The following is a 21,011-nucleotide window of genomic DNA, read 5'->3' on the forward strand; positions in this document are numbered from 1 at the left end:
GCAGGGACTTCAGACTAACAATGCAAACCTGCGTCGCTGCGCTCCGACTGCCTGTCCAAGTGGACGCGGATCAGGTGTCCAAGTGAGCGCGGAACGAGTGTCCAAATGATCGTGGGCTGAGTGTCCAAGTGTCGTGGAATCCGCAGCTTGAGCCAGGATGTCACCAATATCCGATTTTCGGAGCTCGGCGAACGATTCGATACCCATCTGCTCAAGCCGAGTAATGACGGTTGGTCCTACGCCCTTGAGGGCGAGCAAAGCGGTTCTTTCTTCCAGTGAGAATGGCATCCGTAAACTCCTTTTTTAAATGCGTCAGTGGCAGTCTGCCCGACGTTATAAGGCGCCTCAGTAGACCGGCGTCATCGTTTTGAGTGTCAACGGTGAAGAGTCTCCAGGGCGCGTGCGCGAACAGACCAGTGCCGCCGGCATCATTGCTTGAACTGTCCGAACTGAGCGATTTCGGCATTTTCGTTGTTGGGAGGCTGAGTGTTTCAGAGCGACGCTTACCGTCCCAACTAAAACGGACGCGGATGGTGTTACCCCCTGTTCTCCAGCCCGGCGGGCATACCCACAGACTTTCCAGCCATTCGTCGTATCTCCTGACGCTGTACATGATGTGACACCCGAGCTTGTTCCATACGCCTTAGGGGATTTACTTGCGGTCTCTGCGAGCTTGTAGAGCCTTTACGGTGGTGCCGAGGCGCAACGCTATTTGTTTCTCGGGCAATTTGTCGGGATCTGGCGCAGCTAAAATTTGCGGCTCTTCAGGCATAGTGATTTCTTCTATTCCGTTTTCGGGGTGGTGATGGTTCTCCATGCCGCGCGTGGCGGCAGAAGGTGGGAGGGTTACACCGAGTGTTTGCCGTCGGCCTCCAGGCGGTAGTAGTTGCGGCAGTTGCAGCGCGGACAGACCAAGTAGCATGCCGCTGATGGTGGTGTTCGGCATGCTTGTGCGGTCGGATGGCTCTTTGACGGTTCATGGATGGGAAGGATCGCCGCCCAGGCGGCCCTATAGAAGAGGGGGAGTATGTTCGCGTGAATGATTTCACCGATTGGTTACAGATGCTGATCTGCGCGGCTGTCTTCGCTTGGTACTGTTGTCAGCAGTCAGAGCGACAGTAGTAATCAAATATCCGGCATGATTTGGTTGTCCTCAGGCGTACTCCCGGCCTTCATGGGAAATGTCGTAAAGCTCTTGGTCTTCGTCAATGTACTGAGGGCGGACTACCAGTTGACGCTCAATGGCCGTGTACATCACGCCCAGATACTCCTCGGCGGAGATCCCTTTTCCTTCAAAACTCTAGCAACATCCGCTTCATTCTGGTTCGCTGGCTTAACATCGGACGCCTCGGAATCGATTGCGAAACCGACCGTCAGTACGCTGGCGAAGAGGCATGCAGCCAACAGTGTCCGCATTCCTTTTCTTTCTGGGAAGTCGTTGGTATTTGCGTTGAAGCCTGACGGCTTCTCATTAGTGGTGGCACAGCGCCATTTTTTCGGTTTTGATCCGATCGGGTTTTGTGCGGCTAGAGAGGGGGCTGGAGGTTCGTACGGGCACGACTACCGTTCACTCCTTCCTGATGTGACAAAGCCCAGTCTAGTACTGGTTTTTTTGCATTTACAGCCAGGCCATCACGCCACCATGTCGTGAGCACGTACCACGTCGGTGCTGGCTAAAACTGTAGGATTTGTCGCGACACTTGGCGGTTGCGCCCTCTGGTGCACGATCTGATTTCGTATGGGCAGGGCTGTGTACAGTTTTTCCGTCGCTATTTTTGTACGAACCATGCTCGACCAATTGCGATTCGTCGGGGGTTACTGTTTGAGGATCAGTGTCAGACCTTGCGAACGCGGGCTGAAAGATCAAGCAGGCGGTAAGAACCAGGTAGGCTAGTTTCATTTGGCGACCAGTCCTTGGTGTATGTGGGAAGAGTCTAGTCTAGCGCTGGGTTTTGTCGTTTCCGAGATTTGCTTCAGGCTGAGGTGGCATCTCTTACGCGATGCTTTCGTACAGAGAGGCGAATGTCCTCTTTCGGGCATTCTCACCGTAGTCACGCTTGATCTTTTCGAGCTCCGGTGAGCTTGCCAGGGCCGCTATGACGCCAGGTATCTCATTGCCCTGGAGAAGCACGCAGTCGACGTAAGACGATGCGAGGACAGCAGCTCTGCTCGTCAATGTAGATTCACTCGCTTGGAGTTCTGATGCGAAGCTGGTGAAGAAGCTTCGCCACCTACGAGTTCATCTTGTAGGTACTGGTGGCGCAGACGGGGGAACCTATGAACGGCACGGTTATGCCAATGCGATGAAGACGCAGATTGACCATGGGATCTTTGATTATTGCGGCGCCTGTGTCGTGACCTCCCAACTCCTGCTCGAATCGGAAACGCAGGATCCGACTGTTCATCTTGGCGTCGCGCGGGCCTTGGGCCGCGATCTATTCACTACTTCTCAGCGATGCAAGATGGCTGGGGTAGTATGAACATTTAGTGTTATGGACCGCTGGCGATGACCCTATGACTCAGGCCATTGGGGCATTTCCAGCCAGGTACACTCATCCAAAGCTAAACGACTGAAATTAAAAAGAAACATTGCTGTTATAGAGTGCTGGCCTGATTCATGAGGGCTACTGAAGTGAACCGATCAGCACGAAACCTGCGTAAAACACTGGACGCTGCAGCAGCCAATAACGAGGCCGCAGCACTTGATGTCATGCGAGCCATTGATCAGCTTGGCGACGAATTGCTGCGCCAGCGGCTGCTGGGCGTGGTCCATCGCCTGAATCAGGATGCGAGCGAGTTGCGGCAAGCCAGAGATAATGTCTCTGGAGCGCTGATGAAGCTGGCCTGATGTACCCTTTGTGACCCGATACGACAGTGGGGTGTGTGGTGTACTCCTGGCAGGCTGCACAACTGCTGGCCCCTATGTCACCAACATCTCAAGTGACGGGCGTAACGGTCTGAATATCGAGAAGCGCGCTGTGAAGATGAATGCTTTCATGGGCACTGTGAGCACCACTGAATGCACGACTCAAAATGTGCAACTCAGCCGAGGCAACTGATTGCAGATACGGCGTTCGGGCGTGAGTTGAGCCAGGCGTTGTAATTGGGCATGCCGACACTGCGCTAGGCGCTGAGCAATATTTCCGCGACTTCTTCGTCCCAATGGATAAAGCGCCCCGGACTCCAGGGGCCTGTGCGTAGGCCGGCCTTTCACCGGCTGGCCATATATGACGCTTTGAAGGTCCATATCAGTTGGTGTATCGTTTCAGCGGTTCACCCGGCCATATGACTCTTTACCGGCCCATGGATGGCAAGGTCGTATGGCAGGGCGAACGCTATATCCTTTTGAGGTGATGGAGTCGCTGTCCAGCCTTTACAGAATCTCAATGGAGAGTCTTACGGCTCTCACCAATCCTGATCCGATCCAGCGCCCGATTTAACGCATTCAAGGCATCGAGAAGGGCTTTCGCCTCAGCTTCCCGACCATCCCCCCACAGGCGTTCAGCCATTTTGTTCAGCGCCTGGATAGAGCGCTCAATTTCAGCTGCGGTCGCCGCTGCTTTATTTTCCTGCTGTTTCTTCGGCATTGCTGTAGTCCTCAAACCTGTGATCAGGTGCTGGTCGCTCAGGACGCAAACCAGACTTGACCTCCAGGATCCTGTCCGCGCGGATATGGGTGAAATCCCGGTCCCCGGGCCGGCAGGCAAAGGAATGGGGAATCCGTTGCCTGGGGGCAGGAGGCTACTGTCCGTGATTGGCGGGAGGTTACTGGGGATTTGTACCGAAGGCATTCTCTATCGCTCGCGGCTTCAGTGCTGCTTGATACTTTTCCAGGCAACAGGTGCTAGAAGTAGTACTGCCAGCAAAAACACTGTCTGCGAAATATAGAACGTCTCCAGCCACTGTCGGTTTAGCGCCACATAGAACGTGTTATGGACCACGTCCACAATGATGATTGCAGCCGTGAAAACGATGCCTGGTCGGGGTTTTCTGAAGAGCAAGAGGGCGGCCAGAGGATCTAAAAAAGTGAGCGCTCCCCAGAACAAACGACTGGCCCATGGAGTGCTGTCACCATATCCGTAATCCCAGAGCAGCCCATGCGTAAGGCCTGCATGCAGGTGATTGGCTGTTGCAACGAGGAGGCAGCCCGCAAACAGAGCGCGGATGGCAAAAGATAATCCCGGCACGGCATCGTCCGCTGATGGTCATTGGTATCACCATCGTATCGAAATCGGCGAGCTATAAGCGACGAGCTACTGCTAGCCGATTGGGTTTAGCGCCGCCCTTCGACGATCATGCGTACGGCCAAGCCCGCGAGGACTGTCCCCATCAGCCAGCGTTGCACGATCTGCCACACGGGCCTGCCTGCGAGAAATGTCGCGATGGAGCCAGCCATGACGGCAATCAGCGCGTTGACGCTCACGCTAATGACGATCTGCGTAAAGCCAAGCACGATGGATTGCGTCAGCACGCTGCCGTGGTCGGTGGGGTCGATGAACTGAGGTAGCAGCGACAAATACATGACCGCAACTTTGGGATTCAGCAGGTTGGTGACAAAGCCCATCATGAACAGCTTGCGCGGGCCATCCTTGGGCAAGTCTCGCACCTGGAACGGGGAACGGCCGCCGGRCTTGACCGCCTGCCAGGCCAGGTAAAGCAGATAGAGCGCGCCGCCGAGTCGCAGGGCGTCATACGCATAGGGAACCGCCATGACCAGGGCTGTGATGCCCAATGCGGCGCAAAACATATAAACGACGAAACCCAATGCCACTCCGCCCAAAGAAACCAGTCCGGCCATTCGTCCCTGGCAGATCGACCGCGAGATGAGATAGATCATGTTCGGGCCGGGCGTCAGCACCATGCCGAGTGAGATCAGGCCGTAGGCAAGCAGGTTGGACAGTTCGGGCATCGCGTAACTCCTGATGGATGAGATAACGAATCGAAAGCTCCGCTAAATCAATACAAGCGATTTTCGCCACCTCTGAGGTATGCACCTGGATGGAGCGAACGATGGTAGAGCGGTCAACAAGAGAGTGTTAGATACAGATGGACTTGCAAAACGTCATACAGCGGTCGCAGCCCCGGTATCCGCTCTCTGGGATACGTTGCAACTTCAACGTGAGTAATGGCTTCAGCCAAGGTGCCTTACCGGCACCTTGGCTGCTATTTACGAGAGCGGGTGAATAGGCTCGCCACGATCCTTCACTGCGTTATTGTCAACCTCCGGAGTGTTTTGCTTCCCGCACTTTCAGGGCTCCGAAATGATGTTCAGGGCAGCGGTTGGAGACTGGTCTTGATGGCAGTGACCACACGATTACGGCCTTGGTGTTTAGCGTGATACAGGCGTTGATCGGCTACGTGCAGAATGGCCTCGATGGTGTCGCCGTCGCGACCGGATTGCGATATGCCGATGCTCACTGTGACCATGGTCAACCGCTGAAAGCCGCTATTGAAAGAAGTATTTGCAACGCTGGTTCGCAGACGCTCGGCGATGACATGCGCGGCCTCTAGTGAAGTATGAGGTAGCAGTATCATGAATTCTTCCCCACCCACTCGGGCTACACCGTCATACGGTCGGATCGAATCGAGGCATTTCTGCACGAACTCTTTCAGGATGTCATCGCCAACCTGGTGCCCGAAGCGATCATTGATGGACTTGAAATTGTCCAGATCAAGTGCCAACACGGAGAACGGCTCACCGCCGCGGTTGGTCCGGCCAATTTCGGCTTCGACCCGCTCTACGAACCGACGCCGATTATCAGCTCCTGTCAGTGGATCGGTCGCCGCAAGGTGTCCGAGTTCCTGATTGGTGCGCTGGAGCTCCACCAGAGCGTTCTCGGTGTACTCCATAGCCTCGGCAAGACGCACCATCAGCTCTTCCTGGGTGTAAATAGTCGAGAAAGACCGCGTGGTGAGGAACGCTTGCACGACCCCATAGCTCAGCAGGAAGAACCCAGCGGCGAAGATCGCATGGGCGAGCCACCACATGTGGTTCCAGGGACGTCCAAGGATGAATGCAAGAGATGACAACGCGAACGCCGTGACCGAGATGACGAAAATCACCATCAGCTGCGAACGGATACGGCGCAGCAGGAGCATTGCCACGTTCAATGTGGACAAAACCAGGGCGCCACCTTCCAGCGAAAGGCGTACCGCAGGTTCGCCGGCGAATGATGAGTTCGCGACGAACGCCACTACCAGGTCAACCAGCAGGAACAGTCCTATCCAGGTCAGCCACCGGCGGGGCTGCATTCGTTGGTCCGCAGCATCGGGTGGGCGGTGGTACGAGAGCATTCCGACCAGCAGCAGTATCGACATGACCAGTCGAGAGGCCGGTCCATAGAGCAGGAATAGCCAGATATTGTGGTGTGCGAGCCCGGTGAACGCACCATGCAATGCATAGATCAGTACAAAACCGAGAAAACCAAGCGTCATCCACCGCAGCAGCGGCTCCCCAGATGACTGGTAGCAGCGCCACGTCACGTAAGTCACAAACAAGCCTTCCAGGGTGGCTGCCGTGATCGCAATGATATGGAACGCGTGGTTCTCGAATAGAAGGGTGGGGTCCTGAAAGAAGTACAAGTAGCTGATCAGGTAGGCTGGGATAAACGCAAACCCTGCGAGCAGCAGGCCGGCATAAACCTTGATGATGAGACGGATGGCTTCAGGTGGCTCGCCGGTGGCGACGCTATTGCTCATGGCTCCCTCCAATATTCAATATGTTTTGCCAGCACCGGACCGGTAGTAGCTCCGTAGCCGCATACACGCTGCGGCGGATTTAGAGTGTAGAGCGCGAAATTGATCGGACTCCGGTCTTCCATGGCTTTGGCTCCTGTGGCGATTAGTAGCCTAGTCGAGTAATGACAGAGTTGCAGAAGGAACGGTCTGAATTTCGTATAGCAACTCCTTCGTGGAGGTCGCGACGCAACGGTAGGAAATCTTGAGGCGATGGCGGGGCTTTCGTTCGGTCGGGGCAGGACACCGGGGAAGGGAATATGCGTGTTCGGTGCGGTTCAGCCTGCGCATGATTTGAGCCGGCAGGCATACATCTATTGAGACGATCGTCGGCAGCTCTCCATGATGTCCTGCGTCCGATTGCGCTGAACAAGCGCATTCCTGGCACAACGCCTGCACCGTTTTTCACAAATGTAAGTTAACCCTTGTTTACAAAGTATGACTAAAATACGCCCCAGTGGCCTTGAGCTAGCTTTCTGCTCAGGCTCCCGTGCTTGACCGATTCATTTGATAGTTGGATCTCGGACGCTGCGTTCAAGTCAGGCTTGTGGCGCGCGGCATGTACTCTTCTGAACTGTGACGAATTCCCGTGAAACTCATCATTGTCTCCCTTTACGTTTTATCCATTGCGTATGTGCATCTACGTGGTCGCATCCGGCACAAACTGAGTCGTCAGTTGAGTGACCACTCGACCTTTCTGGCGCCGGTCAACTGCTTCCTGTACCTGTTTTCGAAAATCCCCAACAAGCCTTATCTGAATCCGGCCGACTTCCCGGACCTGAGCCCCTTGCAGGCCAATTGGCAGGAAATCCGCGCCGAGGGCCAAAATCTGCTCAGGGCAGGGGAGATCAAACGCTCGGATCAATACAACGATGTGGGCTTCAACTCGTTCTTCAAAACCGGCTGGAAGCGCTTTTATCTGAAGTGGTATGGCGACAGCCACCCTTCGGCCACCAAGCTCTGCCCGCGTACCACGGAGCTGGTGCAAAGCATCGGCTCGATCAAGGCGGCGATGTTCGCAGAATTGCCACCAGGCTCGAAACTGGTCCGTCACCGCGACCCCTATGCGGGTTCGTACCGTTACCACCTGGGTCTGGAAACGCCTAACGATGAAGGTTGCTACATCGACGTCGACGGCGAGCGCTATCACTGGCGTGATGGCGAGGCGGTGATGTTCGATGAGACTTACATTCACTACGCCGAGAACACCACCCAGCAAAATCGCATCATCCTGTTCTGCGACATCGAGCGCCCGCTGAAATACCGTTGGGCCACAGCGTTCAATCGCTGGTTCAGCCGCAACGTGATGTCCGCTGCTGGCGCGCCAAACGATGCGGGCGATAAAACCGGTGGCATAAACCGGTTTTTCGGAAAAATCTACAAAATTCGTTTGCGCGGTAAAGAACTGAAAAAGCGCAACCGGACGCGTTACTACCTGGAAAAGTGGGCGATTTTCGGCGGTCTGCTGGCCATTATTGTATTGATCTGAGCACGATCCACGCGCCAGCAGCCTATGCTGGCGCGGTGAGGTTTACCGGCCGGTCTGCAGCGCGGTCAATTGGTGTGATATCTGCGCGGGAATATTGTCTTCACAGGGGCAAATCCTGCGCGTAGCGTGTTATCGAAGACCCTATCTGCATGTACTGGAGGAACTCCATCATGAACAGGTTTGTGCTCGGTACCAGCGCACTGGCGTTGAGTGGCTTGCTGGGCACTCTGACCCAGGCCGGCGCAGACATTGGGATGCTGGCTGCCACGGTGGAGCATCCGATCCTGCTGGCCCAGAATCTCCCTGACAACTCCGATAACCCCTACAAAAGCCCGATTCGCCGGGTAAATCCCAACAGCATGCAGGGCACCCGGCCCAGCGCGCCGGTCATTCGCGGGCCGAATACCGTGCCGGTTCCCCGCCCACCGACCCTCGAAAACGGCGGGATCGGCAATGGCTACCCGCGCAGCGGCACTGCGCCGGGTGCGGTTAAACCGTATGTCCCGCCCAAGCCTGCCCCCCGAGATTCCGACACCAGCAGTTATTGAGCGGTATTGAGCGTATGGCCGGCGCTGGCTGAGCGGATACGTTTTTCCAGCCGCAAGGCGTCGGCATGGTCCTCGTAATAGTCGCGAATAAACGCCAAACGCTGGTAGCCGTTACGCTCGTACAGCGCCATCGCCGTTGGGTTGTCGGTACGTACCTCCAGTCTCAGGCAGGTGCAGTCGCGTTCCCGCGCACACGCCTCGATTCGCTCCAGCAGTTGTTTACCCAGGCCAGCACCTCTGGCTTGAACCGAGATGGCAATCGAGTACAGCCGCGCCAGCGAAGTGCCGCGGTGAAACAGCACCAGGGCGTATCCGAGCAATTGATCCGCACACTCGGCGACGATCAGCTGCCCGTGAGCCMGGTTGATCATCCACCGAAAGTGACGGCTGTTGAGCCGGTTGCTGGTGAAACATTGCTGCTCAAGTTCCAGGAGTGCTGCCAGGTCATTCGGTACTGCAAGGCGAAAGACAAGATTCATATGACCACCGTAAAAGTTACGTAACGAAACGGGACTTTCGAAAAACTTCGTGCTTAATAGGAAAGGTCTTGTTCTCCAACGGATCAATCACTATGTCAGCGCTACAAGGTCATTGGCGTGAAGTATCGGAGCAACGTTTACCGACAGCAATAACCAAAGCAACTTATTTATCGGAAGCTGCCAGAGCGTCCAGTCAGTTGGTTATTATTGTCGAACGCAAGGAAGACTGGGCGTCTTACTTCCCCAGTGAAGACATCGTCAGTGCCCAGGAGTATCTCGAGCAAACCCGTGGCAGCGAGCAGGGCAAGCGGGTACAGGTGATCAACTTGTGCCGCAGTTACAAGTACCTGGGACACGGCTACTACTGCTCATTGCTGGCCGAAGCCCGCGGGCACAAGGTGATTCCTTCGGTGCGAACCATCAGCGAACTCACTCGCAAGTCTCTTTATGGGCTGGCACTGGATGACCTGGATAAAACCCTGGACAAGGCGCTCAATAATAATCTTTACAGCGACACTGAAGGCTTTACCCTGACACTGTATTTCGGTAAGACCAATATCGAACCGTTACAGGATTTGGCGCGTCAGTTGTTTGAAGTGTTTCCCTGTCCGATCTTGCTGGTAGAGTTTCGCCGACGTAATGGCTGGCACATTGAAGGCGTCAAGTCTGGCGCGTTACATAAGTTGCGAGAAGATCAGGAAGATCACTTTGCCAATGCTCTTGATAACTTCAGTCGCAAAATCTGGCGCCTGCCGCGTTCACGCCGGCTGGCCCGTTATGACCTGGCAATCCTCCACGATCCACAGGAAGCGCTGCCGCCATCCAATGCCAGGGCGTTGGAGAATTTCGTCCGGGTGGGCAAGGGCCTGGGCATCGATGTCGAGTTGATCGAACGCAAGGACTATGCGCGTATCGCCGAATATGACGGGTTGCTGATCCGCGAGACCACCAGCGTTGATAACCATACCTACCGATTTGCGAAAAAGGCCGAAAGTGAAGGCCTGGTGGTGATGGACGACCCGGCATCAATTCTGCGCTGTACCAACAAGGTCTACCTGACCGACTTGCTCAACAGCCATCAACTGGGCATGCCGGCCACGGAAATTCTCTACAAGGAGCGACCGGAAGATTTTGAGCGGGTAGGCGAGCGACTGGGTTTTCCATTGGTGCTGAAAATTCCTGACGGCTGCTTCTCGCGAGGGGTGATCAAGGTTGAAAGTCAGCAAGCCCTGCTCGAAGCCACTGCTGAGCTGTTCGAGCATTCGGTATTGCTGCTGGCTCAGGAGTTCTTCTACACCGAGTATGACTGGCGCATTGGTGTGCTCAACCGCAAGCCGATCTTCGCCTGTCAGTACTTCATGTCCAAAGGCCATTGGCAGATTTACAACCACAAAGCCAAGGGCCAGGACATCAACGGCGAATGCCGTACCCTGGCGGTTCATGAGGCGCCCAAGGCCGTGGTGGACCTCGCAGTGAAAACCGCCAACCTCATCGGCGACGGTCTGTACGGCGTCGACCTCAAGCAGTCCGGCGACAAAGTGGTGGTGATCGAGGTCAACGACAACCCGAACATTGATGCCGGTATCGAAGACGCCTATTTGCAGGACGATCTGTATTCACTGGTGCTCGAGGAGTTCGTCCGCAGACTCGAACTCAAGCGTCGCGGGCAAGTCTGGTGAGCCATGGCGCACGCCGATATTGTCCTTAAGCCGAATATGGCGCTGTTAGCAATCTCCAGCTCACGCTCGATGCCCGGAAACAGCACTGATTCTGTTGCTGCGAAGCCCCCGCACCACCAAATACAGCAGTGGCCCGACGGAAACGAATACTGCGGTAATCAGCAGGTACGGCAGCACTGACAACACTGAATGGCCACGGCTCCGGGCATCCTTGTACATTCAGATGCCTGCCAGGGTGGCTAGTAGATAAAGGTCGATCACCACTTGGGCAGTATCGGGGCGGGACATCAGGCTGATGCCGAAATCGATGAGTGACTGCTCGGCCTGGAGCATCACCGAAATGGTAAAGCCAACAAAGGCGAGAAGGGCGATCAACGGGAGTGCGACAGACTTCATGCTTTCCTTCCTTGGGACGATGAACGGTTTTCGAAGACTATCGCATTCGACAGAAAACTGACCATTGACTTGCCTTTCGCGCGCAGCTAATTTCGAGCCATGACTTCCACCGTATTGCGCTGCCAGCCAAGCATTATTACCGCCATTCCTTATTTGGCGGGCTAGCTGACGACTGCACCCAACCCGCCCTAGAGGCGGGTTTTCATTTTCTGTCTCCGGGGCCGTGAACAAAGCCAGGAGACGTTGATGGACACCAACACCGACACTGCCACCGCCAAGCAGGCCCTGCTTGAGCACTACGTGAAAAAAATCCTCGCCGCGCCGGTTTATGAACTGGCGGTGCGCACGCCTTTGCAGGTAGCTCCGGCGTTATCCGAGGTGTTGGGCAACCAGATCCTGCTCAAGCGTGAAGACCTGCAACCAACCTTTTCCTTCAAGATTCGCGGCGCCTACAACAAGCTGGCCCAACTGAGTGCAGAGCAAAAGGCTCGCGGGGTGATTACCGCCTCGGCCGGCAATCACGCCCAAGGCGTGGCACTGGCGGCGCGGGAGTTGGGGATCGAGGCGAGCATCGTCATGCCCATGTCAACACCGGAGCTGAAAGTGATTGGCGTGCGCAGTCGTGGCGCGAATGCGGTGTTGCATGGCGAGAGCTTTCCGTTTGCCCTGGAGTACGCATTGAACCTGGCCCGGGAAACCGGCCGCACCTTTGTTTCGCCCTTCGACGATCCGGATGTGATCGCCGGGCAGGGTACGGTGGCCATGGAGATCCTGCGTCAGCATCAAGGCCCTTTGGACGCAATCTTCGTCCCGGTGGGTGGCGGCGGTTTGATCGCCGGCATCGCCGCCTACGTTAAATACCTGCGGCCGGATATCCGCATCGTCGGCGTCGAATCGGAGCACTCCGCGTGCCTGCAAGCGGCAATGCTCGCGGGCGAGCGAGTGGTGCTGCCTAGCGTGGGTACTTTCGCCGATGGCGTAGCGGTCGCGCAGATCGGTGAGTATGGCTTTGAAATCTGCCGCCATCACGTCGATGAAGTACTGACCGTCAGTAACGACGAACTGTGCGCGGCGATCAAGAACATCTACGACGATACCCGCTCGATCACCGAGCCGTCCGGCGCGCTGGCGGTGGCCGGAATCAAGAAGTACGTGGCACAAACCGGTGTCCGGGGGCAAACCCTGGTGGCGATCGACTCGGGGGCCAATATCAATTTTGATAGCTTGCGACATGTGGCCGAGCGCGCCGCATTGTGCGGCGCTCCGGTGTGAGTCGCTGAAGGGGATTCAGGCAAGCAGCGGACGCAGAAACGTCCGCTCGTCACTGAGGATGTGAACGCTTGTCCGGCTTATTCTTGAAGGGCTTTCTCGACCTTGTCCGACGCCGACCAGATCCGGTAGCGCACTTCGACGTCTTTCGGCACGTAGACCACAATTGGCAGCTTGCTGTTGTAACGCAGCCGGAAACCCTCACCGACGACCGGCACGAAGCCCTGTTTGCTCTTGCCGTCCGGGCAGGCCATCAGGGTGCTCATCGGGCCGCTGACTTTCTCCAGTCGATAGAACGGATAACCCCAGCCTTCGAGGTTTTTTTCCTCCAGCGTGCCACCCAGACGCTGGTGATTGCAATCGACAGCCAGGGTTTTCCCGGCGAGGATTTCGACCAGGTAATTGTCTTCCCGGGTTTGCTGAACGAGGTGAATCACCTGGCGGGTAAATCCGGTTTCAGCCTTGGGATAGGGGGCAACGTCTTCGAGTTTCGCAGCGCAGGCCAGAGTGGACAGACCGGACAGCAGCACCGCCGACGCGGTGAGAATAGATGAGCGCATGATGCCTCCTTGCTCTTGGTTGAGTCAGTGAACGCGAGCATTCTCACTGCGCTGGCCGCTCAATGCAAACCACGACGGCGAAGCTGGCAACGTGCGGGATGATGAGTGGCAATCATGCGTTTTGCATGAGGCCATTCGGCAGTTCGTCGCAAATCGCTGATTTACTGACGGCCCGTCGTGCGAATTCCCGGGCATGACTTATGCTTCATTCCAGTGCGTGAAAAACACCCCGGAAAAACCGCGAGATAAGGATGGGCAAGACTGACGGCGGTTAACCCGACGATTGATCGATGGTCCTATAAAAAGGGAGGGTTGTAATGTTTCTTTCTGCCTTGGAACTTCGCAATATCATTGAACACAGCTTTTTGCCTAAACGGTGCCAATGCACCTTGTCACCGGACCTGTCGATGACCGTCAAGGTCTACGACAATCACCAGACGGACCAACTGGATCTGGTGGTGACCGGCATCGATGCGAACGCTCTTAACGGCTGTCGTGAAATCAACGATCTGATCGCTGAATTGCGCCACGATCTGGAGGATCACACCCCCGGCAGCCATGTGCTCGCGTCAAAGGTCCGTGCGCATTAATCCACGGTTTCTGCGAACTCGACGGATACACGCCGGGTCTGGAGAAATGCCAGGCCCAGCGCAATCTCCACCGCCACCGCCACCGCCAGCAAGATGCCTGGGCCGGCGTGGCCGTTGAGCCATTCACCGACACCCAGTGTGGCCAGCCCGAAAACCCCCACCACGAGACCGCTGCTCAGCGCGCTACGCGAAACGGACGGCGGTGCATTGCGAGCCTGATAAAACATCACGCCCAGCGCCACAAACAACATCGCACTGCGTCTGGCCACCAATCCTGTCGCATCCGAGTACCCGATACTCCAGATCGACAGCATCACCTCGGGTATAAAGCCCCAGACCAGCGCCAGCGCAAAACTCAGACCGGCGGTAAACATCGACAGTGTGCGAAACGAAAACTGCATGGCGAATCCTTGCGGCAGTAAGGGCGAGGCCAAAGCATAACCTTTGGCCTCGCTCACGCCCATCGCCAAATGCCTGCCGTTGCGCAGCGACATGACTCAGTTCTGATAGCTGCAGGCCTCCGACAGCTTGAGGTAGCTGATGTCCTCCTGTTTACCCACGTTGTCGATGAACTTCATCTCTGCCGTCACCACCTTGCAGTCTTGCGTTGTGGGCTCGGTCATCGAAACCACTTTCTTGACGTGCAGCGACATTCCGTAGTGATACGGCACAGGCTGGGAAGGTGCGGAGTCGGCCAGCGCCAGCCCGGTAAACCCGGTGCAGGTGAGGGCAGAGGCCACCAGAAAAATACGCATGTTCATGAGAAATCTCCGGTGCAGACGTGAAGTCAGCGCGACACCTGACGATGTCGGCCCTGCCGCGCAGGGCGTCAGAAGATTCTGCGCGAACGCGGTCCATTTAATTTTAGACCGCAGGATTAACCGGGGGTTAAGCTCGGTGGGTGTCTGGGTGTCTGGGTGTCTGGGTGTCGCTTTTTCATGCGTCCCCCGTTTCCCCTCATCACTCCGTGGCCGGTTCTGGGCTTCGGCGCTTTACTTCGGACCAACTACGAGCAGTTTGCCCGGGATGTGGATGAGACCCGGTTGATTGTGAGTTCCAACTTTTCGATTCTGTAGCGCCTGACAGAATGCCATCGCGAGCAGGCTCGCTCCCACATTGGATCATTGTGTGATGCAAATTCTGCATACGGCTCAGGTCCCCTGTGGGAGCGAGCCTGCTCGCGATTAGGCCCTCACATTCAGCGCATTTCCAACTGATGCCGGTACGGCAAATCCGGCCCGGTCTTGCTGCACGTCAGGGCCGCTGCGCTGATGGCGAACCTGAGCATCGTGTCGACCTGTTCGCGGCTCAAACGTTGCAAGCCGTCGACTGAATCGAGCTGTTGCTCGGTCAGCCAGGTGATCAACGCGGCCTGGAAGGTGTCGCCAGCACCGACGGTGTCGGCAATGACCACCTCACTTGCCGGCGCGGACCAACTGCCATGGCGACGGCTGAACACCGTCGCGCCCTGGCCGCCACGGGTCAGGAACACCAATTGGCAGCGATGCTCCAGCCAGCCGTCGATCACGCTCTGTGGCTCGCGCCCCGGATACAGCAGGCTCAAGTCTTCGTCGCTGACCTTGATCAGGTCGGCGTATTTCATCAACTCGGCAATCCGTGAGCGCCACAACTCGATGTTCGGTTCGGGATTGAGTCGCACATTCGGGTCGAGGCTGATCAGGCGTTTGCCGCTTTCCCGACGTACCAGCGCCAGCAGCGTGTCGGCAATCGGTTGCACCACCAGCGAGAACGAGCCGATGTGCAGACCGCGCACCTCATCACTCAACTCTGGCAGATGGGCGAGCGTGAGCTGACGATCAGCGCAACCTTCACCGCGAAAGCTGTAATGTGGCGAGCCGTTGGCACCGACTGCGACCATCGCCAGGGTGGTTGGTGCGTCGAAGTCCAGCAAATAATCCGCACGCACCCCTTCGTCCGCCAGCACCTGCTGCAAGCGACGGCCGAGGTAGTCGGTGGACAGCCCGGCGAACAGCGCCGAGTCCACCCCCAATCGGCGCAAGCCGACCGCCACGTTGAACGGTGATCCGCCGGCAATTGCCTTGTAGTTCACGGTCGAGGCCTGACCGCTGGCCGCGTTTTCGCTGAAGAAATCGAACAGTGCTTCGCCACACACCAGATACATAGTTGTTCACTCTTTAAAGGGTTGCGACCTGTTGGCGATAGCGCTCATAGGCCTGTTGGTAGGCCGCTACATTCGCCGCGACGGGGTGGGTTTCGCTGCTGGGGTCGAGGCTGACACAGCGCTCGCACAACGCCAACAGACTTTGTTGGGTGCCGGTCCCGGATTTGCACCACGCCGCCTGAATCGCCGCACCGAGTGCTGCGGCCTCACTGTGTTCGGTGCACACCACCGGGGTGTTCATGATGTCGGCGACTATCTGCCGCCACACCGGGCTTTTCGAGCCGCCACCAGTGAGGCGAATGCTGCGGCTCTGCAATCCGTTGTGGCGCAGCAAGTCCAGGCCATAACGCAAACCGAAGGTGGTGCCTTCAACCACCGCGCGGCAGAGGTTGGCCTGGGTCAGGTTGCTCATGTTCAGCCCCAGCAGGCTGCCGGTGGCATGGGGCAGGGCGGGGACGCGCTCGCCGTTGAGGAACGGCAGCATGCTCACGCCTTCGGCGCCAATCGGGGCCTGTTCGACTCGCGCATTGAACTGTGAGAGGTCGAGATCGAACAGCTCACGCACTGCGCTGGTCGCGTTGGTCAGGTTCATTGTGCAAATCAACGGCAGCCAGCCGCCACTGGAGGAGCAGAAGGTCGCGACTGCCGCGTCCGGGCTGACGTCGGGTTGCTCGGCGTAGGCATACACGGTGCCTGAAGAACCCAGGCTCATGGTGATTGCGCCGGGCTGGACATTGCCGGTGCCGAGGGCGCCCATCATGTTGTCGCCGCCACCGCTGGCGACCAGCGCCTTTGGGTTGATACCCAACCGTTCGGCGATGTTTGGCAAAGTCGTGCCGACCGCTTGATGCGCTTCCAGCAGTTCGGGCAGCGCCGCTTGCAAGCGGCCACTGGGGTCGATATCACCAAGTAGCTGCAGATCCCATTGGCGGCTTCGTACATCGAAGTAGCCGGTACCCGAAGCGTCGCCGAACTCGCTGCAGCAGCGCCCGGTCAGCCAAAAGTTGAGGTAGTCGTGGGGCAACAGAATGTGAGCGACACGGGCGAAAATCTGCGGATGCTGCTCTTGGGTCCACAACAGTTTGGACACGGTATAGCCCGGTGCGATGGCCACGCCAAGACGTTCCAGTGAGCCACTTTCGCCACCCAGATGAGCCAGCAATCGCTGGTTTTCTGCGCTGGTTTCGGTGTCGCACCAGAGCTTGGCCGGGCGCAGGACCTGGCCTTGTTCATCGAGCAGGACCAGCCCATGTTGCTGGCCTGAGACGCCGATGCCGAGAATCTCCTGGCCGCTGACGTTGGCGGCGAGCAAGGCCAGGCGTGTGGCGAGCGTCAGCGCCTCCAGCCATTGGGCCGGGTCTTGTTCACGACGACCATTGGCAGCGCTGATCAGGCTGTGGGCGGCGGCACCCTGACCGAGAACTTTACCGCTGCGCGCATCGAGGATCAGCGCTTTGGTGCCTTGGGTGCCGCAGTCGATGCCGAGGAATAGTTGTTGGTTTGCCATGGCAGATCCTTGGTGTGTCAGGTCGATCCCGGTGAACCCATTCGCGAGCAAGCCCGCTCCCACAGTAGATCTTCAGTGAACACAGTTTTTGTGTCTGACAACGATTAATGTGGGCTTGCTCGCGAAGACGGCATCAGGTTCACCACCGTGTTTACGCCAACACCCGCTCCAGAGTCCGCGTCACGCCCTGTTCACGCAAGCTGTTGCAGCACCACTCAAACGCTGCAACAAACTCTGCAGAATGGGAGATCGCCGTGCCAAAGATCTCCTCAACCTCCAGCAACCGCTGAGTGATCAACGCATCATCGGCCACCAGTGCCTGACAGAACTCCGCCCGCGGGTCGGGAATCGAGTAGGTATCGCCATTCTCATCCACGCCCTTCAAATAGATCGCCCACGCTGCCACCACCAACGCCGCACGTCGGGTCTCGCGGCCATCGGCAATCAGGCGGTTGATGGTTGGCACGGTGAATTTCGGAAACTTCGACGAGCCGTCGGAACAAACCCGCGCCAGTTGATCGGCAATCGCCTGATTGGAGAATCGTTCGACCAGGGTGTTCTTGTACTGCGTCAGGTCAATGCCCGGCACCGGTGCCAATTGCGGCGTTACGTCGAGGTCCATATAGGCGCGCATGTAACGCACGAACAGCGGATCGTTCATGGTTTCGTGGACGAAGCGATAGCCCTTGAGAAAGCCCAGGTAAGTCAGGGCCAGATGGCTGCCGTTGAGCAGTTTGATTTTCATCTCTTCGTAAGGCGTGACGTCGTCGGTGAACTGCACGCCGACTTTTTCCCAGGCTGGACGACCGTTGACGAAGTTGTCTTCCAGCACCCATTGCACGAAAGGTTCGCAGACCACTGGCCATAGATCGTCGATGCCGTGTTCGTCGTGCAGGTGCAAGCGGTGAGCCGAGCTGGTCATCGGGGTAATGCGGTCGACCATTGCGTTGGGGAAGCTGACGTTTGCGGCGATCCAGTCCCGCAGGTCGGCATCGCGCAGGGCGGCGAAGGCCAGCAGCGCCTTACGGGTGACCGCGCCGTTGTGCGGCAGGTTATCGCAGGACATCAAGGTGAACGCTGGAGTGCCGGCGGCGCGGCGTTTGGCCAAGGCTGCACAGAGGAAACCGAACACGGTTTTCGGTGCGTTCGGATGCGCCAGGTCATGCTGGATCTGTGGCAGCTGGGCCATGAACTCGCCCGTGCTGTCGTCAATGCAATACCCCCCCTCGGTGATGGTCAGCGAGACGATGCGAATGTCCGGGCTGGCGAGTTTGTCGATCAGCGCCTGGGTACCGTCTTCGGCCAGCAGCATGTTGCTGATGGCGCCGATGACCCGTACTTCGGTGTCACCACTATCGCCCAGCTCGAATAGGGTGAACAGATAGTCCTGGCTGGCCAGGTCATCCCGGGCGCGGCGATCTTCGGCACGCAGGCCGACGCCGCAGATACTCCAGTCCAGGCCTTCTCCAGTGTTCATCAAGGCATCGGTGTAATAGGCCTGATGGGCGCGATGGAAACCGCCGACGCCGATGTGTGCGATACCTTGGCGAGTCGCACTCAGGGCGTAGGCGGGCAGAGCCACTTCGGGTGCCAGACGGCTAAGGTTGGGCTTGTTCAGTTTCATGTCGGGTCTCGGCAATCAGGCAGCGGCGCGCAGCGGTCTGGCCACCGCCACCCCGTTGGCATCGAATAAGTGGCAGTGTTCGGCGTCCAGGTGCAGGCTCAGTTGTTCACCATAACGGCTCGCCAGATCCCCGCGAATGCGCATGGTCAGGGCTTCACCGGAGGCGGTCAGCACGTGGCAGAAGGTGTCGCTGCCCAGGCGTTCGCTGACGTCGGCGGTGACTTGCAAGGTGCAGTCGCCGGGCTGCGCCAGTGCCAGATGTTCCGGGCGAATACCCAGCGTCACTGCGCCGCCAATGCTCAGGTTGGCACCGCTCAGCGGCAATGTGATGCGAGTGCCGGCGTCCAGCAGCACTTCGCAGTTCTGGCGTTCGACACGGGTGACCTTGCCCTTGAGAAAGCCCATTTTCGGGGTGCCGAGAAAGCCCGCGACAAACAGGTTGGCCGGCTGGTGATAGAGCTCCAGCGGCGAGCCGACCTGTTCGATCCGACCACCGTTGAGCACGACGACTTTGTCAGCCAGGGTCATGGCTTCGACCTGGTCGTGGGTCACGTAGATCATCGTTGCCTGCAGTTCTTTATGCAGCCGCGCCAGCTCCAGGCGCATCTGTACCCGCAGGGCGGCGTCGAGGTTGGACAGTGGTTCATCGAACAGGAAGATTTTCGGGTTGCGCACAATCGCCCGGCCAATCGCCACGCGCTGACGCTGGCCACCGGAGAGCTGTTTCGGCTTGCGTTCGAGCATCGGCCCGAGTTCGAGAATCCGTGCCGCTTCGTTGACCTTTTTCTCCACCTCGGCCTTGTTCACTCCAGCCAGGTCGAGGGCGAAGGACATGTTCTTGCGCACGCTCATGTGCGGGTAGAGGGCATAGGTCTGGAACACCATCGCCAGGTCACGCTTGGCCGGGCTGACTTCGGTGATGTCCCGTCCGTCCAGTTCGATGCTGCCGGCAGTGACTTCTTCCAGCCCGGCGATCAGCCGCAGCAGGGTCGATTTGCCGCAGCCGGACGGGCCGACGAAGACCACGAACTCGCGGTCGTTCACTTCAAGGTCGATGCCTTTGATGATGGAAAAGCCTTCGAAACCTTTTTGCAGATTCTTGATTTTCAGGTGGGCCATGACGGGCCTCCACTTTTAATGATTCGAAAGGGGCGTTATTTCACGGCGCCGAAGGATAGGCCGCGGACCAGTTGTTTCTGGCTGATCCAGCCGAAGATCAGGATCGGTGCGCAGGCCAGCGTCGAGACCGCCGACAACTTGGCCCAGAACAACCCTTCGGGACTGGAGTACGAGGCGATCAACGCGGTCAGTGGCGCGGCTTTCGACGAGGTCAGGTTCAGTGACCAGAACGCCTCGTTCCAGCACAGGATCAACGACAGCAACACCGTCGATGCCAGTCCGCCCTTGGCGATCGGCAGCAGCACCCGGACCATTTCCTGCCACAGCGTGGCGCCATCCAGGCGGGCGGCTTCGAGGATGTCCTTGGGAATGTCCTTGAAGTAGGTGTAAATCATCCAGACCACAATCGGCAGGTTGATCAACGTGTAGATGATGATCAGCGCGATCCGCGTATCGAGCAGGCCGAAACTCTTGGCCAGCAGGTAGATCGGCATCAGCACGCCGACTGGCGGCAGCATCTTGGTCGAGAGCATCCACAGCAGCGTGCCTTTGGTGCGCTGGGTTTCGTAGAACGCCATCGAGTAAGCCGCAGGCACGGCGATCAGCAGGCACAGGGCGGTGGCGCTGAACGAAATCACCACCGAGTTCCAGGCGAAGCTGAAGTAGCCGCTGCGCTCCTCGATGTGCAGGTAGTTTTCCAGCGTCGGCGTGAAGATGAATTGCGGCGGCGTGGCGAACGCGTCGATTTCGGTTTTGAAACTGGTCAGCACCATCCAGAAGATCGGGAAGAAAATCAGGATCGCGATGGCCCAGGCCAGGGTGCCCAGCAGCAGGCTTTGCAGGCGACGGGATTGTTGAAGAGTCATGGCAGGC

The 21,011-nt window shown here is 57.6% G+C and carries 21 protein-coding genes and 5 pseudogenes; 8 read left to right on the top strand and 18 right to left on the bottom strand.

Translation table 11 applies throughout. The features are described 5' to 3' along the window. Positions 1-9: 9 nt before the first annotated feature. Both AC1DIH_RS00005 and AC1DIH_RS00010 read right to left on the bottom strand, forming a co-directional pair. A complete protein-coding gene (locus tag AC1DIH_RS00005) occupies positions 10-288 on the bottom strand; it encodes a helix-hairpin-helix domain-containing protein (protein ID WP_477770123.1) in 279 nt (92 codons plus the stop codon). 364 nt (positions 289-652) lie between these two features. Further along, positions 653-946, bottom strand: coding sequence for a hypothetical protein (locus tag AC1DIH_RS00010; RefSeq protein WP_477770124.1), 294 nt, complete (start codon positions 944-946; stop codon positions 653-655). 228 nt (positions 947-1,174) lie between these two features. On the opposite strand from AC1DIH_RS00010, the gene AC1DIH_RS00015 reads away from it, so the two are divergent. Further along, a complete protein-coding gene (locus AC1DIH_RS00015) occupies positions 1,175-1,651 on the top strand; it encodes a hypothetical protein (RefSeq protein ID WP_477770528.1) in 477 nt (158 codons plus the stop codon). Here the strand turns inward: AC1DIH_RS00015 and AC1DIH_RS00020 are convergent. Then, positions 1,619-1,900, bottom strand: a complete 282-nt coding sequence (locus tag AC1DIH_RS00020; protein WP_477770125.1) for a DUF3761 domain-containing protein — start codon at positions 1,898-1,900, stop codon at positions 1,619-1,621. The genes AC1DIH_RS00015 and AC1DIH_RS00020 overlap by 33 nt on opposite strands. Positions 1,901-2,047: 147 nt before the next feature. After that, positions 2,048-2,197, bottom strand: a pseudogene (locus tag AC1DIH_RS00025) (TetR/AcrR family transcriptional regulator); the annotation flags it as partial. Between AC1DIH_RS00025 and AC1DIH_RS00030 the strand changes: the two are divergent. Further along, positions 2,193-2,480, top strand: a pseudogene (locus AC1DIH_RS00030) (flavodoxin family protein); the annotation flags it as partial. The pseudogenes AC1DIH_RS00025 and AC1DIH_RS00030 sit on opposite strands and share 5 nt — an antisense overlap. A 152-nt stretch (positions 2,481-2,632) precedes the next feature. Beyond that, on the top strand, positions 2,633-2,848 hold the full coding sequence (locus AC1DIH_RS00035) for a hypothetical protein (RefSeq protein ID WP_427539628.1): 216 nt from the start codon (positions 2,633-2,635) through the stop codon (positions 2,846-2,848). A gap of 535 nt (positions 2,849-3,383) precedes the next feature. Here AC1DIH_RS00035 and AC1DIH_RS00040 read toward each other — a convergent pair. The 4 genes from AC1DIH_RS00040 to AC1DIH_RS00055 form a co-directional block, all read right to left on the bottom strand. Next, a complete protein-coding gene (locus AC1DIH_RS00040) occupies positions 3,384-3,587 on the bottom strand; it encodes an exodeoxyribonuclease VII small subunit (RefSeq protein ID WP_054597553.1) in 204 nt (67 codons plus the stop codon). 222 nt (positions 3,588-3,809) lie between these two features. After that, positions 3,810-4,187 (bottom strand): hypothetical protein, encoded by a 378-nt coding sequence (locus AC1DIH_RS00045; protein WP_477770126.1) that lies wholly within the window; start codon positions 4,185-4,187, stop codon positions 3,810-3,812. An 86-nt stretch (positions 4,188-4,273) separates the two neighbouring features. Next, a complete protein-coding gene (locus AC1DIH_RS00050) occupies positions 4,274-4,909 on the bottom strand; it encodes a LysE family translocator (protein ID WP_477770127.1) in 636 nt (211 codons plus the stop codon). A gap of 359 nt (positions 4,910-5,268) precedes the next feature. Further along, a complete protein-coding gene (locus tag AC1DIH_RS00055; protein WP_477770128.1) occupies positions 5,269-6,699 on the bottom strand; it encodes a GGDEF domain-containing protein in 1,431 nt (476 codons plus the stop codon). A 625-nt stretch (positions 6,700-7,324) separates the two neighbouring features. On the opposite strand from AC1DIH_RS00055, the gene lpxO reads away from it, so the two are divergent. Further along, entirely contained in the window at positions 7,325-8,224 is a 900-nt protein-coding gene (gene lpxO, locus AC1DIH_RS00060; RefSeq protein WP_477770129.1) for a lipid A hydroxylase LpxO, read from the top strand. 170 nt (positions 8,225-8,394) lie between these two features. Further along, positions 8,395-8,772 carry a hypothetical protein gene (locus AC1DIH_RS00065; RefSeq protein ID WP_477770130.1) on the top strand — a complete coding sequence of 126 codons (378 nt, stop codon included), beginning with the start codon at positions 8,395-8,397 and terminating at the stop codon, positions 8,770-8,772. Positions 8,773-8,807: 35 nt separating this feature from the next. Here AC1DIH_RS00065 and rimI read toward each other — a convergent pair. Beyond that, positions 8,808-9,251 (bottom strand): annotated as a pseudogene (rimI, locus tag AC1DIH_RS00070) (ribosomal protein S18-alanine N-acetyltransferase); the annotation flags it as partial. 92 nt (positions 9,252-9,343) lie between these two features. Here rimI and AC1DIH_RS00075 point away from each other — a divergent pair. Beyond that, positions 9,344-10,930, top strand: a complete 1,587-nt coding sequence (locus AC1DIH_RS00075) for a RimK family protein (protein WP_477770131.1) — start codon at positions 9,344-9,346, stop codon at positions 10,928-10,930. Between the two features lie 60 nt (positions 10,931-10,990). Here the strand turns inward: AC1DIH_RS00075 and AC1DIH_RS00080 are convergent. Then, positions 10,991-11,326: pseudogene (locus AC1DIH_RS00080) on the bottom strand (DUF2834 domain-containing protein). 246 nt (positions 11,327-11,572) lie between these two features. On the opposite strand from AC1DIH_RS00080, the pseudogene ilvA reads away from it, so the two are divergent. Then, positions 11,573-12,580, top strand: a pseudogene (gene ilvA / locus AC1DIH_RS00085) (threonine ammonia-lyase, biosynthetic); the annotation flags it as partial. A 95-nt stretch (positions 12,581-12,675) separates the two neighbouring features. Here ilvA and eco read toward each other — a convergent pair. Then, positions 12,676-13,155 carry a serine protease inhibitor ecotin gene (gene eco / locus AC1DIH_RS00090; protein WP_477770132.1) on the bottom strand — a complete coding sequence of 160 codons (480 nt, stop codon included), beginning with the start codon at positions 13,153-13,155 and terminating at the stop codon, positions 12,676-12,678. Positions 13,156-13,472: 317 nt separating this feature from the next. Between eco and AC1DIH_RS00095 the strand changes: the two genes are divergently transcribed. Beyond that, the gene (locus tag AC1DIH_RS00095; RefSeq protein ID WP_145016091.1) at positions 13,473-13,745 is read left to right on the top strand and encodes a DUF1652 domain-containing protein; all 273 of its coding nucleotides are present in this window, start codon (positions 13,473-13,475) and stop codon (positions 13,743-13,745) included. Here AC1DIH_RS00095 and AC1DIH_RS00100 read toward each other — a convergent pair. The 7 genes from AC1DIH_RS00100 to AC1DIH_RS00130 form a co-directional block, all read right to left on the bottom strand. After that, complete coding sequence (locus AC1DIH_RS00100; protein WP_477770133.1) at positions 13,742-14,146, bottom strand: hypothetical protein; 405 nt, start codon at positions 14,144-14,146, stop codon at positions 13,742-13,744. The genes AC1DIH_RS00095 and AC1DIH_RS00100 overlap by 4 nt on opposite strands. Before the next feature lie 96 nt (positions 14,147-14,242). Next, positions 14,243-14,506 carry a DUF2790 domain-containing protein gene (locus tag AC1DIH_RS00105; protein ID WP_477770134.1) on the bottom strand — a complete coding sequence of 88 codons (264 nt, stop codon included), beginning with the start codon at positions 14,504-14,506 and terminating at the stop codon, positions 14,243-14,245. Positions 14,507-14,943: 437 nt separating this feature from the next. Continuing rightward, the gene (locus AC1DIH_RS00110; RefSeq protein ID WP_477770135.1) at positions 14,944-15,888 is read right to left on the bottom strand and encodes a carbohydrate kinase family protein; all 945 of its coding nucleotides are present in this window, start codon (positions 15,886-15,888) and stop codon (positions 14,944-14,946) included. A 13-nt stretch (positions 15,889-15,901) separates the two neighbouring features. Further along, on the bottom strand, positions 15,902-17,395 hold the full coding sequence (gene xylB / locus AC1DIH_RS00115) for a xylulokinase (protein ID WP_477770136.1): 1,494 nt from the start codon (positions 17,393-17,395) through the stop codon (positions 15,902-15,904). A 151-nt stretch (positions 17,396-17,546) separates the two neighbouring features. Then, on the bottom strand, positions 17,547-19,019 hold the full coding sequence (locus tag AC1DIH_RS00120; RefSeq protein WP_477770137.1) for a mannitol dehydrogenase family protein: 1,473 nt from the start codon (positions 19,017-19,019) through the stop codon (positions 17,547-17,549). Positions 19,020-19,034: 15 nt separating this feature from the next. Continuing rightward, entirely contained in the window at positions 19,035-20,138 is a 1,104-nt protein-coding gene (locus AC1DIH_RS00125; protein WP_477770138.1) for an ABC transporter ATP-binding protein, read from the bottom strand. Positions 20,139-20,173: 35 nt separating this feature from the next. Next, complete coding sequence (locus tag AC1DIH_RS00130) at positions 20,174-21,004, bottom strand: carbohydrate ABC transporter permease (RefSeq protein ID WP_145016082.1); 831 nt, start codon at positions 21,002-21,004, stop codon at positions 20,174-20,176. Positions 21,005-21,011 lie beyond the last annotated feature (7 nt).

Source organism: Pseudomonas sp. 05N36 (assembly GCF_056397385.1).

Excerpts from the sequence above, each read along its gene's own strand:
- AC1DIH_RS00005 (WP_477770123.1), bottom strand. The coding sequence starts at position 288 with ATGCCATTCTCACTGGAAGAAAGAACCGCTTTGCTCGCCCTCAAGGGC.
- AC1DIH_RS00010 (WP_477770124.1), bottom strand. The coding sequence starts at position 946 with ATGCCGAACACCACCATCAGCGGCATGCTACTTGGTCTGTCCGCGCTG.
- AC1DIH_RS00015 (WP_477770528.1), top strand. The coding sequence starts at position 1,175 with ATGGGAAATGTCGTAAAGCTCTTGGTCTTCGTCAATGTACTGAGGGCG.
- AC1DIH_RS00020 (WP_477770125.1), bottom strand. The coding sequence starts at position 1,900 with ATGAAACTAGCCTACCTGGTTCTTACCGCCTGCTTGATCTTTCAGCCC.
- AC1DIH_RS00040 (WP_054597553.1), bottom strand. The coding sequence starts at position 3,587 with ATGCCGAAGAAACAGCAGGAAAATAAAGCAGCGGCGACCGCAGCTGAA.
- AC1DIH_RS00055 (WP_477770128.1), bottom strand. The coding sequence starts at position 6,699 with ATGAGCAATAGCGTCGCCACCGGCGAGCCACCTGAAGCCATCCGTCTC.
- AC1DIH_RS00065 (WP_477770130.1), top strand. The coding sequence starts at position 8,395 with ATGAACAGGTTTGTGCTCGGTACCAGCGCACTGGCGTTGAGTGGCTTG.
- AC1DIH_RS00075 (WP_477770131.1), top strand. The coding sequence starts at position 9,344 with ATGTCAGCGCTACAAGGTCATTGGCGTGAAGTATCGGAGCAACGTTTA.
- eco (WP_477770132.1), bottom strand. The coding sequence starts at position 13,155 with ATGCGCTCATCTATTCTCACCGCGTCGGCGGTGCTGCTGTCCGGTCTG.
- AC1DIH_RS00095 (WP_145016091.1), top strand. The coding sequence starts at position 13,473 with ATGTTTCTTTCTGCCTTGGAACTTCGCAATATCATTGAACACAGCTTT.
- AC1DIH_RS00100 (WP_477770133.1), bottom strand. The coding sequence starts at position 14,146 with ATGCAGTTTTCGTTTCGCACACTGTCGATGTTTACCGCCGGTCTGAGT.
- AC1DIH_RS00105 (WP_477770134.1), bottom strand. The coding sequence starts at position 14,506 with ATGAACATGCGTATTTTTCTGGTGGCCTCTGCCCTCACCTGCACCGGG.
- AC1DIH_RS00110 (WP_477770135.1), bottom strand. The coding sequence starts at position 15,888 with ATGTATCTGGTGTGTGGCGAAGCACTGTTCGATTTCTTCAGCGAAAAC.
- xylB (WP_477770136.1), bottom strand. The coding sequence starts at position 17,395 with ATGGCAAACCAACAACTATTCCTCGGCATCGACTGCGGCACCCAAGGC.
- AC1DIH_RS00120 (WP_477770137.1), bottom strand. The coding sequence starts at position 19,019 with ATGAAACTGAACAAGCCCAACCTTAGCCGTCTGGCACCCGAAGTGGCT.
- AC1DIH_RS00125 (WP_477770138.1), bottom strand. The coding sequence starts at position 20,138 with ATGGCCCACCTGAAAATCAAGAATCTGCAAAAAGGTTTCGAAGGCTTT.
- AC1DIH_RS00130 (WP_145016082.1), bottom strand. The coding sequence starts at position 21,004 with ATGACTCTTCAACAATCCCGTCGCCTGCAAAGCCTGCTGCTGGGCACC.